The sequence below is a fragment of the Cupriavidus sp. HE11 genome (assembly GCF_056097175.1).
Map to the genome: position 1 here is coordinate 1,978,200 of NZ_CP184465.1, position 17,045 is coordinate 1,995,244.

General features: G+C 66.7%; 13 protein-coding genes. 11 read left to right on the forward strand and 2 right to left on the reverse strand.

Annotated features, from left to right (window positions below; all coding sequences use genetic code 11):
• The first annotated feature begins 160 nt into the window (after positions 1–160).
• Genes ACOABP_RS26250 through rfbA form a run of 11 tightly spaced genes read left to right on the forward strand, consistent with a single transcriptional unit; the run spans position 161 to position 13,836 of the window.
• Positions 161–1,669, forward strand: a complete 1,509-nt coding sequence (locus ACOABP_RS26250; protein WP_474228622.1) for a mannose-1-phosphate guanylyltransferase/mannose-6-phosphate isomerase — start codon at positions 161–163, stop codon at positions 1,667–1,669.
• A 42-nt stretch (positions 1,670–1,711) separates the two neighbouring features.
• Positions 1,712–2,458, forward strand: coding sequence for a sugar transferase (locus ACOABP_RS26255; protein ID WP_474228624.1), 747 nt, complete (start codon positions 1,712–1,714; stop codon positions 2,456–2,458).
• Positions 2,445–3,638, forward strand: coding sequence for a polysaccharide biosynthesis/export family protein (locus ACOABP_RS26260; RefSeq protein WP_474228625.1), 1,194 nt, complete (start codon positions 2,445–2,447; stop codon positions 3,636–3,638). The genes ACOABP_RS26255 and ACOABP_RS26260 overlap by 14 nt, the downstream gene beginning before the upstream one ends.
• 28 nt (positions 3,639–3,666) lie before the next feature.
• Positions 3,667–5,868 carry a polysaccharide biosynthesis tyrosine autokinase gene (locus tag ACOABP_RS26265; protein ID WP_474228627.1) on the forward strand — a complete coding sequence of 734 codons (2,202 nt, stop codon included), beginning with the start codon at positions 3,667–3,669 and terminating at the stop codon, positions 5,866–5,868.
• 14 nt (positions 5,869–5,882) lie between these two features.
• On the forward strand, positions 5,883–6,896 hold the full coding sequence (locus tag ACOABP_RS26270) for a glycosyltransferase family protein (protein WP_474228628.1): 1,014 nt from the start codon (positions 5,883–5,885) through the stop codon (positions 6,894–6,896).
• Between the two features lie 26 nt (positions 6,897–6,922).
• Positions 6,923–7,954, forward strand: coding sequence for a glycosyltransferase family 2 protein (locus tag ACOABP_RS26275; RefSeq protein ID WP_474228629.1), 1,032 nt, complete (start codon positions 6,923–6,925; stop codon positions 7,952–7,954).
• A gap of 11 nt (positions 7,955–7,965) precedes the next feature.
• Complete coding sequence (locus tag ACOABP_RS26280; RefSeq protein ID WP_474228631.1) at positions 7,966–9,075, forward strand: glycosyltransferase family 4 protein; 1,110 nt, start codon at positions 7,966–7,968, stop codon at positions 9,073–9,075.
• Entirely contained in the window at positions 9,057–10,319 is a 1,263-nt protein-coding gene (locus tag ACOABP_RS26285) for a glycosyltransferase family 4 protein (RefSeq protein ID WP_474228633.1), read from the forward strand. The genes ACOABP_RS26280 and ACOABP_RS26285 overlap by 19 nt, the downstream gene beginning before the upstream one ends.
• Positions 10,320–10,327: 8 nt before the next feature.
• Positions 10,328–11,629: an oligosaccharide repeat unit polymerase gene (locus ACOABP_RS26290; protein ID WP_474228635.1), complete on the forward strand. Its 1,302-nt coding sequence runs from the start codon at positions 10,328–10,330 to the stop codon at positions 11,627–11,629.
• 18 nt (positions 11,630–11,647) lie between these two features.
• Positions 11,648–12,952 (forward strand): oligosaccharide flippase family protein, encoded by a 1,305-nt coding sequence (locus ACOABP_RS26295; protein WP_474228636.1) that lies wholly within the window; start codon positions 11,648–11,650, stop codon positions 12,950–12,952.
• Entirely contained in the window at positions 12,949–13,836 is an 888-nt protein-coding gene (rfbA, locus tag ACOABP_RS26300; protein WP_066741720.1) for a glucose-1-phosphate thymidylyltransferase RfbA, read from the forward strand. Before ACOABP_RS26295 ends, rfbA begins: the two co-directional genes overlap by 4 nt.
• A gap of 64 nt (positions 13,837–13,900) precedes the next feature.
• On the opposite strand, the gene ACOABP_RS26305 is transcribed toward rfbA, so the two are convergent.
• A complete protein-coding gene (locus ACOABP_RS26305) occupies positions 13,901–15,178 on the reverse strand; it encodes a right-handed parallel beta-helix repeat-containing protein (RefSeq protein ID WP_474228638.1) in 1,278 nt (425 codons plus the stop codon).
• Between the two features lie 295 nt (positions 15,179–15,473).
• Complete coding sequence (locus ACOABP_RS26310) at positions 15,474–17,036, reverse strand: phospholipase D family protein (RefSeq protein WP_474228640.1); 1,563 nt, start codon at positions 17,034–17,036, stop codon at positions 15,474–15,476.
• Positions 17,037–17,045: the final 9 nt, after the last annotated feature.

The following is a 17,045-nucleotide window of genomic DNA, read 5'->3' on the forward strand; positions in this document are numbered from 1 at the left end:
TTGTATCACCGGAAATACGTTTTCAAACCGGTTTTCAAGTTGCATCGGTCAAATATTCTGCATTATCGGACATCGGGTAATTGATGCATTTTTGCGCATCTATGCTTCGGTGCAGCAAAACGGTTTTATGCCGTTCGCGCTGCCCGAACAGGAGCCCAGGATGCCTATCACTGCCCCCGCCGATCTCCCTTCCCATGCCGCCGTCACGTGTGGCGGCGTACAGAGCACGCTGCGGATCCGCCCCGTGGTACTGGCGGGGGGCGCGGGCACTCGGCTTTGGCCGCTGTCCCGCAAGCACTATCCGAAGCAGCTGATCGATGTGATCGGACGCGATTCGTTGCTGCAGTCCACGGTGCGGCGCATGGCGGTGCTGCGCGATGGTCGCCACGCTGACCCCGCCGCGATCATCGTGTGTGGCGAGCCGCACCGGTTCATGACGGCGCAGCAGCTTGCGGCGTCCGGCACCGAGGCACAGATCGTGGTCGAGCCCGCCGGCCGCAACACGGCGCCGGCCCTGACACTGGCTGCGCTGCTGGCGATCGCGCAGGGAGAAGACGGCATCCTCGTGGTCATGCCTGCCGACCATGTCATCGCCGATACAGAAGCGTTTGGCTACGCCGTTGCGCATGCCGCCCGGTTCGCGGAGCAGGGCGCCATCGTGACGCTTGGCGTACCGCCCACCCGCGCGGATACCGGCTACGGCTACATCCGCATCGGCGCGGCGCTGGGCGACGTGGCGCGCACCATCGACAGCTTTGTCGAAAAGCCTGCCGCCGAGATTGCCCAGCAGTACGTGGCGTCTGGCGAGTACTGGTGGAACAGCGGCATCTTCGTCGTACGCGCCAGCACCTGGCTGGCCACGCTGCAGCGCCTGCAGCCAGACATGCACGCGGCATGCGCCGGTGCCTTCGGGCAGGGCCGTCAGGACGGCCCGTACTTCCACCCCGATGCCACGGCGTTCGCGGCCATCCCGTCCGACTCGATCGACTACGCCGTCATGGAGCACCTGGCGCGCACCGACGGCGTGCAGGGCGTGGTGGTGCCGTTGGTGGCAGGCTGGTCGGACCTGGGCTCATGGGACGCGGTGTGGGATGCCATCGACAAGGACGACGACGGCAATGCCGCGCGCGGCCGCGTGATGTACGAAGGCGCTACCTCGTGCTATGTCCACGCCGACGGCCGGCTGGTGGCGTGCGTGGGCACCACCAACCTGATCGTCGTGGAAACGCCCGATGCCGTGCTGGTGGTGGATCGCTCCCAGGTGCAGGGCGTCAAGGGGCTGGTGGAACGGCTTGCCAGGCAGCAGGGCAGCGAGGCCGAGAACCATCGCAAGGTGCAGCGGCCGTGGGGGTGCTACGACTCGCTCGATCAGGGCGAGCGCTTTCAGGTCAAGCACATCGTCGTGCACCCCGGGGCATCGCTGTCGCTGCAGCTACACCACCACCGCGCCGAACACTGGACCGTGGTGCGGGGCACGGCGCGCGTCACGCGTGGCGAAGAGCAGTTCCTGCTGAGCGAGAACGAGTCGACCTATATCCCGATTGGTGTCACGCACCGCCTGGAGAACCCCGGGAAGCTGCCGCTCGAAGTCATCGAGGTGCAATCGGGCGCCTATCTGGGCGAGGACGACATCGTCCGCATCGCCGATACCTACGGGCGCTGCGCCTGAGTACCGCGCCATCGTCAACTTGGGCTCACGGGAGAAGGCGCCATGCGCTTCATCAAGTCACTGCTTGCCAGATCGGGCATCCTGCCCACGCGCTTTACCGCCGCATCGCCGGCGTTGTCGCCGGGCCTGGCCGATGGCTTCGCACCGGCACAACAAGCCGGCCAGCGTTACGCCGGTGCCTACGGCCATGCCGCCAAGCGCGCGTTCGATGTCGGCGCGGCACTGGTGCTGCTGCTCCTGCTGTCGCCGCTGATGCTGACTGTGGCGCTGCTCGTGATGCGCGACGGCGGCCCGTGCGTGTTCGGTCATACCCGGGTCGGAATGGATGGCCGCAAATTCCGCTGCCTCAAGTTTCGGTCGATGGTGCGCAATGCCGACGCGGTGCTCAAGGAGCTGCTCGCCAGTGATCCGGCGGCACGCGCCGAATGGGAGAAGGATTTCAAGTTGCGCAACGACGTGCGCGTCACGGCGCTGGGGCGTTTTATCCGCAAGACCAGTATCGACGAGCTGCCACAGCTATGGAACGTGGTGCGCGGCGACATGAGCCTGGTGGGGCCGCGCCCGGTGGTGGAAAAGGAGCTGGAACGCTACGGGGATTCGGTGTCGTACTACCTGCGCGTGCTGCCCGGCATCACCGGGCTCTGGCAGGTCAGCGGGCGCAACGATGCCGACTACGACAAGCGTGTGACGCTCGATGTGGCCTACGTTCGCAACTGGACCTTTGCCGGCGACATCGTGATCCTGTTCAAGACAATCGGCGTGGTGATCCATGGTCGTGGCGCATACTGACCTGCCCTGGCGCAAGCGCCTGGCTGCCGTCCTGCTCTGGGGCGTGGTACTGCACTTCCTGGGCGGTTGCGCCATGGCGCCTGGTATGACGTACAAGGCCACCACGCCGGCGCCCCAGCCGGGCCAGGAGTCGTCGCAGTCCGCCGCGCCGGTAACCAGCCTGCCGCCGATGCAGGGCGTGCAGTCGGTGTCGCGCGACAGCCTGGTGGAGATCGACAGCGCGCTGCTGGCGTCGCAGCGCGCAGCGCAACCCGACGGGGTCGCCCCCGAGGTGCGCGCGCTGTTCGACAAGCCACGGCCCTATGTGCTGGGCCCCGGCGATGTGCTCAGCATCGTGGTCTGGGGGCATCCCGAACTGAACCTGCCTGCGCTGCAGGTGACTAGCGGCGTCGATACATCGGGGTCGAATGCCGTGGTCACGGGGTACACCGTCGACGCGCGCGGCAATGTCCAGTATGCCTTCGTCGGCATGGTGCCGGTTGCGGGTCTTACCGAGGCCGAAGCGCGCGACCGGCTCACGCAGCGGCTGGCGGAGTACGTACGCAATCCACAGGTGACGCTGCGCATCCAGGCGTATCGCAGCAAGCGCGTGTACATGGACGGCGCCGTGCAGCAGGCCGGCCTGCAGATCATCAACGACGTGCCGATGACGCTGCCAGAGGCCATTAATCGCGCCGGCGGGTTCAGCTCGGCGGCGGATCGATCCTGGATTGCCGTCACGCGCGGCGAGCAAACGGCGCGCGTGAGCCTGCCAGACCTGATCGCCAAAGGCGCGAACCCGTCTGACATCCTGCTGCGCGACGGCGATCTGGTGCGTGTCTATGCCGCGAACGACAGCAAGGTCTACGTGATTGGCGAGGTGGCACGCAACGCCGCGCTGACGATGAACAACGGCAAGCTGAGCCTGAACCAGGCGCTGGGCGATGCGGGCGGCGTGAGCCAGTACTCGGGCGATGCGCAGCAGGTGTATGTGGTGCGCGGCAACGGCGGCACGCAGCCCAGGGTTTTCCATCTGGATGCCAGCACCCCTTCGGCGATGGCACTGGCCGACGGGTTTGCACTGCAGGCGAACGACGTGGTGTTTGTCGACACATCGTCGCTCGTGCGCTGGAGCCGGGTGGTCAACCTGCTCCTGCCGACCGCGCAGACCGCCACGGCAAGCCGGGCGCTGGCGCCTTAGGCCCCGGAATTCCTGGAGACACTCGGTCATGAACACCTCGTACCTGGCAAATCCGGCATATGAGCCTGCGTCCCGCCCGGCGGTGCGTGCCATGAACCCGCTGACGACGCTGGCGGCTAGCCGCTGGCTGATCGTGTGCACGACTTCGGCCTGTCTGCTGGCCGGCATTGCCTATGCCGTGTTCACGCGCCCGGTCTACCGCTCGGACATGCTGATCCAGGTGGAGCCGAGCACCATCGAAAACCGTTCCATGTCAGGAGACCCGAAGCTCACGCCCGAGATCAAGCCCGACACTACGTCCGAGATCCAGGTCCTCAGTTCGCGCATGGTGGTATCGCGTGCGGTGGAAGCGCTCCGGCTCCATCTCGACGTCACGCCGCGCTACCTGCCCGTGATCGGCTGGTGGCTGGCCGAGCGCGCCGAAGGCTATTCGCGCCCGATTGGCGGCCACGTCTACGGCAAGGAACGTATCGAGGTCACCACCTTCGACGTGCCCGCGACCTATCAGGGCCAGCCCTTCACGCTCACGCTGGGCGAGCACGGCGCCTTCACCCTGGAGCTGTCGTCGACGTTCGGCGCCCCGGTGGTGTCGCTGCAGGGCCGCGTCGGCATGCTGCTGCGCGCCGATACGCCGCGCGGGCCGCTGGCGCTGCTGGTACGCACGGCGGACGGGCAGCCCGGCGCCAGCTTCACGCTGAAGCGCTACTCCGAGACCGCCACCACCGAATGGCTGCAGAAAACGCTGGCGATTGGTGAACGCGGCAAGCAGTCGAACATCATCGGCGTATCGCTGGACAGTGTCGATCCGGTCCAGGCGTCGCGCATCCTCAACGAGATCGGCAGGGAGTATGTCGACCAGAACGTGCGCCGCCGGTCAGAGGAAGCGGACAAGTCGATCCGTTTCCTGGACGAGCAGTTGCCGCAACTGAAGAAGCAGCTGGGGGAATCCGAAAGCCGCTACAACGCCTTTCGCGCCCAGCAGGGTACCGTCGATACCAGCCAGGAGGCCCGGGCGCTGCTGCAGCAGAGCGTGGAGGCCGAGACGCGGCTCGTGGACCTGCGCCAGAAGCGCGAGGAACTGCTGACGCAGTACACCGAGAAGCACCCGGCATTGCTGGCCATCGACGGCCAGTTGCGCGAGGCGCAGGCGGCGTTGTCCGTCGTGCAGGGGCGGACGCGCCAGTTGCCGCTGATCGAGCAGAAGGTGCTGCAACTGCAGCGCGACATGCAGGTGGATACGGAGCTGTACACGAACCGGCTGAACGCGCGCCAGCAGCTGACGCTGGTGCGGGCCGGCAAGGTGGCGAACGTGCGGCTTATCGATCCGGCCACTCCGCCCGAGACACCGATCAAGCCCCGGCGCGGCGTGGCCGTGGCGGGCTCACTGCTGACGGGGTTGCTGGCGGGAATCGTGCTGGCGATGGCGCGTCGTCGTATCGTGGGCACAGTGCAGGATCGCGAGGAGATCGAGATTGCCACGGGCATTCCCGTCTATGCGACGGTGCCGCGCAGCCGCCTGACCGGGCCGCTTGGCACGGCGCGGACCCACCTGCGCGGCGGCCACGCGCAACTGCCCGACGCGGCCATCGAAAGCCTGCGCGCGGTGCGGACGACGCTGCATTTTGCGCTCAGCGATGCGCCCAATCGCGTGGTGCTGATCACGGGGCCCACTGCGGGCGTGGGCAAGTCGTTCGTGGCGGCGAACCTGGCGACACTGGCCGGTGCGTCGAGCCGGCGCGTGCTGCTGATCGATGCCGACCTGCGTAATGGCGTGCTGCACAAGCGCTTCCGGGTCGATCGCGGGCCCGGCCTGGCGGAGGTGCTGGCCGGCACCTGCGAAGCCGGTGACGCGATCCGGCGTGGTGTGGCGCACGGTCTGGACTTCCTGTCGACTGGCGCGCTTACGGCCGGCCCCAGCGAACTGCTGCTGCAGCCCGAGCTGTCGGCGCTGGTCCAGCGGGTGGCCGCGCAATACGACATGGTGGTGCTCGACGGCCCGCCGCTGCTGCCGGTTGCCGACGCGCTGGTCCTTGGACGCCTTGCCGGTACGGTGTTCATGGTGGCGCGCCACCGGGTGACCACGGTCGAGCAGATCGATGAAAGCACGCGGCGGCTGGCCCAGGCCAGTGTCGCGGTGCGCGGCGTGATCTTCAACGACTTCACCGGCGCGCTACATCGCTACAGCTACGCCTACGGCGCCACCGAAGGCCATCCTGGCACGCCAGCCTGACACGGAGAACCGACATGGCGCACCTGCACCACAAGCGCATCACGCTGGTGACCGTCACCTACGGCGACCGCCTGCACTACTGTGCCGAGCTGCTGCGGCGCAGTTTCGAGCGCGAAGGCGTGTCGCACGCCATCGTCGTCAGCAACAATGCCAGTGCCGATCTGTCACCGCTGGAAGCCGTCTGGGGAAAGCGCGTCACCGTCGTGCGGCTTGCCGCCAACACGGGGTCGGCCAACGGCTATGCGGTGGGCATTGCCCGGGCGCTGGAACGCGATACCACCGACTACATCTGGCTGATGGATGACGACAACGCGCCATGCGAGGGCGCGCTCGACGTCCTCTGCCATCAACTGGACCTGCTCACGCGCAAGCAGGGTCGCCGCCGCGCGGCGGTGCTCGGGTTCCGCCCCGATCACCAGGGTGACATCGCGGCGGGCGTGCCGGTGGGCCTGGCGATGCCGCCGAGGTCGAGCTACTTCGGCTTTCACGTGGGGCGCATCCCCTACAAGATCTGGCGGCGTACCCCGTGGGGAAGGCCGCGGCCCGACGCGATTCCCGATGTGGTGCATCTGCCGTTCGCGCCGTACGGCGGCCTGCTGGGACACCGCGAGATGTACGTGGACCTGGGGTTGCCCGAGCCCGAACTCGTGCTGTACGCCGACGATACCGAGTACACGTGGCGGCTGACGGCGCGTGGCGGATGTATCGCACTGGTAACGGCCGCGCGGCTCGAAGACCTGGAAGGCTCCTGGAACGTCAAGCGCAACTGGAAGAACCACTTCGAATGCATGCTGCTGAGCGGGTCCGATTTCCGCGCCTACTACAGCAGCCGCAACCAGGCCTGGTTCGATCGCAACCACTGGTCCACGTCCGGACTGATGTACCGGCTCAACCGCTTCGTGTTCCTGCGGCTGCTACGCCTGTATGGCAAGCGCCGCAACGCCGGCGCGCGGCTGCGGCTGCTGGAGCGCGCGATTGCCGACGGCGAGGCCAGCCGGCTGGGCTTCCACGCCGACTACTCGCTGTAGCTCGCCCACTCGTCACGGAGGCCACCATGCCGGACCCCATCGCATCGCCCGCGCTCACCGTCGTGATTGCCAACTACAACTATGCGCAGTACGTGGCGGGCGCCATCGATTCGGCGCTGGGACAGTTCACGCCCGTGCATGTCATGGTGATCGACGACGGCTCCACCGATGGCTCCCGCGCGATCATCGAGGGCTATGGCGCCCGCGTGGAAGCCGTGTTCCAGCAAAACGGCGGGCAGGTAGCCGCATATAACCATGCGCTCGAACGTGTCCGCACGCCGTATGTGCTCTTTCTGGATGCCGACGACACGCTGTATCCCGAAGCCGCCGCCACGGTTCTGGCGGCTTTCGCCAAGGGCGACCCGGTCAAGGTGCAGTACCGGCTCGATGTCATGACGGCCGATGGTGCGCCCACCGGCGTCCAGGTGCCGCAGTCGATTCGCGCCGACGGTTGCGGGCGGATGCTGCGTGCCGGATGGCTGTATCCGTCGCCACCCGGCTCGGGCAATGCGTATCGCGTGGATGCGCTGCGCCGCATCTTTCCGGTGCCGGTGGGTGCCGACAACATGCATGGCGCGGATTTCTACGCCATCTACGGCGTGGCGCTGCTGGGCGACGTCGGCGCGGTCGAGGTGGCGCTGGGCGGCTACCGGGTGCACCGGCATACGCGCGGCGACGCACAGGACAGCGGCCTGTCGCTCGCCAATGCCGAGGATGCAATGGCCGGCGCCCGGCAATCGGCACGGCGCTGGCAGATCCTGCGCGAGCTTGCCAGGGATCGGCTCGGCATCCACCTGCCGCCGGGCGTGCTTGATTTCTCCGTGGAGAAGGCCCGGTTCGCGCAGCACGTGTACGGCGCAACGCTGGCGCGCCGATGGCACTGGTTCCAGCATGAATCGGGACGGTATTTCCACACCATCGTCGCCAATCCATTCTGGAGCCTGCGCAAGAAGGTGGCGGTGGGATGCCTGACCACGCTTTGCCTGTTGCCGGTGGCGTCGTTCAGCAACCGTGTGGTGCGGTACATCGCCAACCCGCTCGCGCGGGCCGGCCACTAGGAGCGCACGCGATGCCAGAGACCATTGCGATCAATGGGCGCTTCCTGGGTCGGCGCGCCACCGGGGTCGACCGCTTCGCGCACGAGGTAGTGCGCGCCATCGACCGGCTGGTGGCCGATAACGATCGCACCACGGCCGGCCTGTCGTTCGAACTGCTCGTGCCGCCAGGCGTGGAAGTCGATCCGGGCGAGTTCCCCCACCTGCACGTGCGCACGGTGGGGCATGCCATCGGGCGCCGTAGCGGCCAGCTTTGGGAACAGATCTGCCTGCCGCTGGCGGCGCGTGGGGCGCTGTTGCTGAACCTGTGCAATGCGGCGCCGTTGCTGTATCGGAACCAGGTGACAGTGATGCACGATGCGGCGCCGGTGCGCGTGCCGCAGGCGTACTCGCGCGCGTTCCGCTCGTGGTATCGGGTCATGGCGCCGTGGGTCGGGCGTGTGGCACGCAGGGTGCTGACCGTATCGGAGTTCTCGCGCCGGGAAATTGCGGACGCCTATCGCATCCCGGGCCGGAAGATCGGCGTGCTGCCGCTTAGTGGCGACCATATGCTGCGCCTGCCGGAGGTGACCGGCATCCGGAGAAAATTCGGGCTGTCGGACCGGCCCTACGTGCTGGCGGTCAGCAGCGCCAGCTATCACAAGAACTTCCGGTTGGTGGTGGAGGCCGTGGGCATGCTGCATGGGGCCGACTACGACGTGGTGATCGTTGGCGGATCGGCAAGCGTATTCCGGCCGCTGAACAACGAGGATGCGGCGCCGGTCACGCGGCTTGGCTATGTCGACGATGCCGACCTGAAGGCACTGTTCCGCGATGCCGCCTGCTTTGTCTTTCCTTCGCTGTATGAAGGCTATGGCCTGCCGCCCGTGGAGGCCATGACGCTGGGCTGCCCCGTGCTGGCGTCGAACCTGCCCTCGGTGCGCGAGGCGTGTGGTACCGCTGCGCTCTATTTCCGACCTACCAGCCCGGCCGAGTTCGGCGAGCTGCTTACGCATGTGATGCAGGACGGCACGTTGCGCGACGCAATGCGGCAGCGCGGCTACGCCCATGTGCAACGGTATTCCTGGCGCGACACCGCCGCGCGGCTACTTGGCGAGATATCCCCATGCCTTCCACAACGATGAACCCCCGGCACGACACCGATGACGCCGCCTTCGGCAAGGTCGCCGTCGTCCACGAATGGCTCGCCACATATGCCGGTTCCGAACGGGTACTTGAACAGATCCTGAAGGTATGGCCCCAGGCCGACCTGTTCAGCGTGGTCGATTTCTTTCCCGACGCACAGCGTGGGGCGCTGCAGGGCAAGCATGCGACGACGACCTTCATCCAGAAGCTGCCCCGCGCGCGCAAGTCGTTCCGGTCGTATCTGCCGCTGATGCCACTGGCCGTGGAGCAACTGGACCTGTCCGCCTACGACCTCGTGATCTCGTCGAGCCACGCGGTTGCCAAGGGGGTGATCACCGGGCCCGGGCAGTTGCATGTCAGCTATGTCCATTCCCCGATCCGCTATGCATGGGACCTGCAGCACCAATACCTGAGCGAGTCGAAGCTGACGCGCGGCCTGAAAAGCTGGCTGGCGCGGGCAATCCTGCACTACATGCGGATGTGGGACCATCGCACCGCGCATGGCGTGGACGTGTTCGTCGCCAATTCCGCCTATGTGGCGCGGCGCATCCGCAAGGTGTACGGGCGCGACTCGACCGTGGTCTATCCGCCCGTCGATATCGACCAGTTCAGCCTCTGCGAGCAGCGCGAGGACTTCTTCCTGACGGCATCGCGGCTGGTGCCCTACAAGCGGGTGAGCCTGATCGTCGAAGCATTCGCTGCGATGCCGGACAAGCAGCTGGTGGTGATCGGCGACGGCCCGGACCTGGACCGCATCCGCGAGATGGCGACGCCTAACGTGCGGATCCTGGGATACCAGCCTGCCGACGTGCTGGTGGCGCACATGCAGCGCGCCAGGGCCTTTGTGTTTGCGGCGGAGGAGGATTTCGGGATCGTCGCCGTGGAGGCCCAGGCCTGCGGTACGCCGGTGATTGCGCTGGGGCAGGGCGGGGCCCGCGAGACGGTCATCGACAGCCGTGACCGCGATTTGCGCACCGGTGTGTTCTTTCCGCGCCAGACCGTCGAGGATATCGTTCGTGCGGTTTGCCGGTTCGAGGAAAGCGGGCCATTCCAGCCGGGGGCGTGCCGCCGCAATGCGCTCCAGTTCTCGCCGGAGCGGTTCCGGCGGGAGTTCCGGGCACTGGTGCATGCGGCCATGACGCGGGATGCGGTTGCCGCGCCACCTGCGGTAGATTCGGCACCTTCGGCATCTTTGGTACCGGGCCTGCCGGTGGCCGAACCGCTGGTGGTGGCATCGAGCTGAGCGCACCGATGACGATACCTGGCGCCCGTAACGCGTACGACGGCTACTGGTGGGACGATCCCGCGCGTTTGCTCCTGTGCTTCATCCTGCCGCTGTACGGGCTTGTGTCGCTGGAACTGCTGGGCGATCAGAAGGCCATCGACCATATCTACTTCAACGGCACCTATGCGATGGCCGGTGCGCTGTTCCTGCTTGCCATTGCAGCCGGTGCGCTGGGAGAGCGCGTGCTGGCCCCACGCGACGCCGACGCACCGGTGGCGCTGTCTCCGCTGGTGCTCGATGCGCTGTTCTGGCTGGCCTGCATCGGCTACGTGGTGATGATGGGCGGCGTGATCGCCCGGCCGGCGGTGCTGCTTTCCTATTTGAACGGGTCCGCCAGTACCTACGACGTGCTCGAACTGAAAGGGCGCGTGGTGGGCATCAGCACGCTGACCCAGGCGTCGGTAGCCTACGTGCCCCTGTACTTCGTCATCTTCCGCACCCCGCCGGGCGGCCTGAACCGTTACCACGCCTACCTGGGCGTGCTGTTCGTGCTGACGTTGTTGCGCAGCTTCATTTTTGCCGAGCGGCTGGCGCTGGTGGAAGTGGTGCTGCCCTGGGCCCTGATGATGGCGCGCTTTCGCCTGCGGCCGCCGCGCGGGTCGCTGCGCGCGGCGCTGCTGGCACTCGGGCCGTTTGCCGCCATCCCGCCGCTGATCGGCTTCTTTATCGCGAACGAATACAACCGGTCGTGGGAAACGTACTACGTCAACATCTACGACAACATCTTCGACTTCGCGCTGGAACGGCTGGGCCTGTACTACTCGACGGCCATCAACAACGGTGCGGGCCTGCTGACGATCATGGGATGGGGCACCGGGGCGCCGACGTTCACATTCGACTGGCTGATCCGGTTTCCGATCATCGGCGAGAGCTTCCGCCCGCTGGTCGGCGCGGACGATGGATACAGCATGTTCCTCAACACCTTCGGCGATCCGGAGTTCAACAACCCGTCGGGCATCTTCGTGCATTTCTACGAGTGGGGCGGGTTCGCGCTGCTGGAGGCTGCGCTGATGGGGTGGCTGCTGGGCCGCAGCTACGCGGGATGGCGCGCCGGCAACGGATTCTGGTGCTGTGCCCATGCCGTGCTGCTGGTGTCGCTGATGGAGATCCTGCGTGTGCCGAACCTGTTCAGCGGCCGCAATTTCGTGCCGCTGGCGCTGCTGTGGCTGGTGTTCCGGTGCCTGGGGCGGCCGGCCGCCAGCACGGCGCCTGCGGGCGCGCGCTCGCTGTACGGCCGCCCGAACCTGCCGGCCGCCGGTCCACGCTGAACCCAAGGCCCACGCCCGATGCCGCCATCCATACGCTCCACCGCCACCTATCTGTTGCTGATCCAGGGCGGCAACTATCTGTTTCCCCTGGTGCTGTTGCCTTTCCTCGGTCACAAGCTCGGCGTGCGCGAGTTCGGGGTGCTGGCCTACTGCCAGGCGCTGGCGCAGTACCTGATCCTGCTGACCGACTACGGCCACAATCTGTCGGCCACACGGCTGGTATCGCTCAGGCGCGATGATCCGGCCGCAGTCGCGGCGGTGTTTTCGGCGACGATGGCGGCCAAGCTGCTGCTCACGCTGGGGGCGGCGGTATTGCTGGCTGGCGCGTTGTGGTGGGCGCCGGACCTGCGCGAACACAGGGCCATCCTGATCGCGGCGTTCGTGGGCGTGGTGGCGAACGCCGTGACGCCGATCTGGCTTTACCAGGGCCTGGAACGGATGAAGGTGCTGGTATTGCCGAACTTCGCGTCCAAGGCCATCAGTCTGGCCTGCGTGGTGGCATGGGTGAGATCGCCCGGCGACGCCGCGCTGGCTGCCCTGGGCATCAGCGTCGGCACGCTGATCCTGGCCGTCGCGGCGCTTTGGGGCGTGTGGCGCTGGCGACTGGCCACGCTGGTCAGGGTGCCGGCGGCAGCGGCCATGGCGTCGCTGCGCGAGGGCTTCCCGATGTTCCTGTCGCTGGTGCTGGTCAGCTTCTACTTGAACTTCAATGCGATCCTGCTGAACCATTTCCACGGTCCGGTAGCGGTGGGGCAGTTCTCGATGGCCGACAAGATCCGCATTGCCGGGCAGACGATCTTTACGGTCATCGGCACGGCGTTCTATCCGCGCATCAGCCAATACAACGTCACCGACCCGCCAGCGGCCCGTGCGCTGATGCGGCGCGCGATGGTGGTTGTCTTTGCCTGTTCGGGCACGATGTTCGTGGCGGTGGAGCTGTTTGCCGGCGTCGGCATCCGCATGTGGCTGGGCGAGCCGTTCCACGACACCATCCTGCTGCTGCGGCTGGAAGGCGTGCTGCTGCCACTGACCAGCGTGGCCTTCATCTTCGGCAATCTCGGCCTGATGGCGTCGGGTCGGCACCGTGCTGTGCGGAATATCTATGCTGCCGTGACGGTCATGCACCTGATCTACGCGGTGCCATTCGTGATGCATATGGGCGCCAGGGGCACGGTGATATCGGTGCTGATCACCGAGGCCGCCGGCGCCATCGCCTTCTATCTTTGCTACCGGCGCGAGACCGCGGCCGGCGCCCCGGCCCCGGCGCCCACCCCTACACCGGTTGCCCAGGAATCCCCCACTGCCAAGGAGATGCAGGCATGACGCGCAAAGGCATCATTCTCGCCGGAGGTTCCGGCACGCGGCTCTATCCGGTCACGCACTGCGTCTCCAAGCAGCTGCTGCCGGTCTATGACAAGCCGATGATCTACTATCCGCTCTCCACGCTGATGGTGGCCGGCATCCGCGACGTGCTGGTCATCTCCACGCCGCAGGACACCCCGCGCTTTGCCGCCTTGCTTGGCGACGGCCGGCAGTGGGGGCTGAACCTGCAGTATGCGGAGCAGCCGTCGCCGGATGGCCTGGCGCAGGCGTTCATCATCGGCCGCGACTTTGTGGGGCGCGATCCCTCGGCGCTGATCCTGGGCGACAACATCTACTACGGGCATGACCTGGCCCGCATGCTGGCCCGCTCCAGCCGTCGCGAGGACGGCGCCACAGTGTTCGCGTATCACGTGCACGATCCCGAGCGCTACGGCGTGGTGGAATTCGATGAAGACTTTCGGGCGCTGTCGATCGAGGAAAAGCCGGCGCAGCCGCGATCGAACTATGCGGTGACGGGGCTTTACTTCTATGACAACCGTGTTTGCGATATTGCCGCCGATATCCGGCCGTCGGCACGTGGCGAACTGGAGATCACCGAGGTCAACGCCCGCTACCTGGATGCCGGCAAGCTGGCCGTCGACATCATGGGGCGCGGTTTTGCGTGGTTCGATACCGGCACGCACGATTCGCTGATCGATGCTGCGCAGATGGTGGCAACGCTGCAGAAGCGTCAGGGCCTGATGGTGGCGTGCCCCGAGGAGATTGCCTACCGGCGTCGCTGGATCGACGAGGAGCAGGTGGCGCGGCTGGCTGCGCCGCTGGGCAAGAGCCATTACGGCAAGTACCTGCAGCGGCTGCTGGCGGAATCGCCGCGGGTCAGGTGAGCCGGCATGGGCAGCCTGTGCCGCAACGGCGTGCGTTGCCAGGCCCGCCGGGGCCTGGCAGGTGTTACTGCGCACGCCGCAGGTAAGTCCGCACTTGAGGGAGGCGGCTCGCGTCCGCGCCGGCGACCTGGATCGATCCCGCGCCGGAGCATCCTGACGGTGGCGGCAGGGGCGCGCCATCGAGCGTATTGGTGCCGCAGGTGAACTGGTCCGCCGTGCAATTGCGATACTGCAGCGAGATGGCCGCGCCACCGATGGCCGCGAAGCGGTTGTTGCTGATGTCGGCCTGGCAGATATTGCCCTGCGCGCGATAGCCGTCGAAGCGCGTGCGCATGAGCTGGTTGCCGGTTACCTGCACGCGCGTCACGCTGCCGCTGCCGGTATTGATGTCGATGGCCGCATGCCCCGTTGCCATGCGGTTGTTGCCGGGCTCCGTGGCGTTCTGGTCATCGGCTATCGTGTTGCTGGCGATCAGCACATTGGTGGCATCGGCGGTGCGATAGCCGTCTTCCTGCGCGACCATCACGGCAGCCGCCTTCTGCACGCCCTGGATCCAGTTGCCGGCGACGGTGACATCGGCACCCCCCACGACGGCCACGCCGCGTCCCCAGGCATTGCCTGCCAGGTAGTTGCTTGTGACATAGATGTTCCGGGTCTGCGCATTGTCACGCTGGTAGCTGACGATGCCCACCATGTCGTCGCCAGTGGCGGTCACGGACGAATTCTGGACCAGCACGTCCTGCGAGCCGCCCGTGATGTGGATGCCATCGGCCAGCGTGCCGCTGATCCTGTCGCCAACCAGGGCGATGCCAATGCCGCGCGACACGAAGATGCCGGCGCTGGCGCCGCCTTCTATGGTCACATCCAGCACCTGGATGCCCGTACCGTCGACGATTACCTTGGCCGACGTGGCTGATTCGAGCCGCTGTGTGCCTGTGCCCTTGAGCGTCACGCCCACCAGCGTTGAATTCGCCCCGGTGATCTGGATGGCCTGCTGATCCGGATTGGACGCGACCAGCGTGGCGTCGTAGCCCGATACCGCGACCTGCTCGCGGCGCACCGCCAGCACACGGCCGACCAGATAGTTGCCGGGGGCGAGCACGAGCCGTTGTCCCGGTTGCAGATTATCGAGTGCGGCCTGCAGGAAATCGGTCTGGTCGACGCCGCTGGCGCCGGGCTGCACGACCACATCGGCGGGCGCACCAGTCGCCGGCGATACCGGCGCCGGCACATGCGGCCAGTCCGCCAGCAGGACGGTCACGCCCGCCATTGCGACAAGCACTGCGGTGGCAATGCCCAGCCGGCGCAGCATGGGGTGCGTGGGGTGTCTGCCGGGCTTCATTCGGGGCCACCCGGAACGGATGCAACTGGACCGGTGACCGCTTCGCAAGAGTGTTTCATCGCTGCTACCCATTGCTACCTGGTGCTACCTATTGCGTGTCCGGGGCGCCGTGCGCCCGGGGGTTATTTGCAGGATAGCGGCCGGTCGCGGCGCGTAGGTGGTGCGCAGGCCGCCCGATGGCATGTTGTCCGAAAAGCGCGATAGGTTGGCGGAATCGGGTTGATGGAACGGGGTACGCGGAATCGCACCCGCTCATGCGGCGATGATGCGTGCTTGCCGGTGCGGCACGGCCCGGCTACAGCAGCCATTCGATCGGCAGGATCGAGAACAGATAGACGGCTGCACGCTGATACCAGGTGGAATTGGGCTCGGTGTCGTAACGCACCGGCTCGCCACTGGTCTGCCTGAGCCAGTACAGCCGTTTGTCGCTGTCCAGGCGTACCTCGTACGCGAGCTTCGGCGCCAGGTCCCAAAGCGCCGATTCGATACGCGCGGCCAGCTCCGGGCTGTCGATGACGAGGCCCAGTTCGGTGTTCAGGTTGGCCGAACGTGGGTCGAAGTTCAGTGATCCGACGAACACGCGCCGGGTATCGATCGAAAACGTCTTGGCATGCAGGCTGGACCCGGAACTGCCGAACATGCCCACGCTGTAATACTTCTGGGCGGTCTGGCCGGCGGCACGCCGCAATTCGTACAGCGTGACGCCGGCCTGGACCAGTTCGGCACGCCGCCTGGCGTAGCCTGCGTGCACGGGCAGCACATCGGTGGCTTCGAGCGAGTTCGTCAGGATGCGCACCTTCACGCCGCTGGCGGCGAGTTGCGCGAAGAAACCGGTGCCTTCCGCGCCGGGCACGAAGTACGGCGAGACCAGGTCGAGTTCGTGCTCGGGGTTGCCCAGGATCGCGTGCAATTGGGCAAGGATCAGCTGCGCCGGCCTGGCCTGGCCCAGGATCTTGGCCGGGTCGTCGCTGACCAGCGTGGTGCGCGCCCATAGCAGCGGCAGCTCGCCGCGCAACAGCCGGTCCACATCGGTGACCTGCTCCAGCGCCTGCTGGTACTTCAGGCTGGCGGGGTCGCGCAGGATGTTCCGCACTGACGCGTCGAGCGCTTCCGGAGCGGCGGTGGTGACCAGCAGTTCCACGGGATACGCCGACTGGCTGGCCCAATACCGGTCGAAATCGACCGCGATATCGCGCGCTGCCGGGCCGATGGCCAGCACGTCCAGGTCGGCAAAGACCACGCCGTCGGTGGCGCCGAAATACTCGTCGCCGATATTCCGGCCGCCAACGATCGATGCCACGCCATCGGCGGTCAGCGACTTGTTGTGCATCCGGCGGTTCAGGCGCTGGAAATCGGTCAGGAAGCCCACTTGCTTGGGCCATCGCACCGCAAACGGGTTGAACAGCCGGACCTCGATGTTCGGCTGCGCAGTCAGCGCGCGGAACGTACCGTCGAGCGACGCCGGTATGCCGTTGTCATCGACCAGCAGCCGCACGCGGACACCGCGCCGGGCCGCATCGCGGATCTCCCCGAGCAGCAGGTTGCCCGTGAGGTCGTTGCGCCAGATGTAGTACTGCACGTCCAGTGTGCGCTGCGCAGCGCGAATCAGATCGACGCGTGCCGCAAACGATTCGAGCGGGTCCGCCAGCGGATCGATGCCGGTGTGGTCAGGGTGTTCGACGGTTTCGCGGGCGATGGACTGGCCCAGCGCCGTGGCCGCCGCAGCTTCCAGGGGCAACGTGGCCGTTTGCGGTGGCTCGCCGCGCGGGGGCAGGCTGCAGCCGGCCAACGCGCCGACGAGCGCCAGCGTCACGACGACGCGCAGGCTGCTGCGCCCTGGAGTCTGCCTGGCCTGCATCGGTGCCGC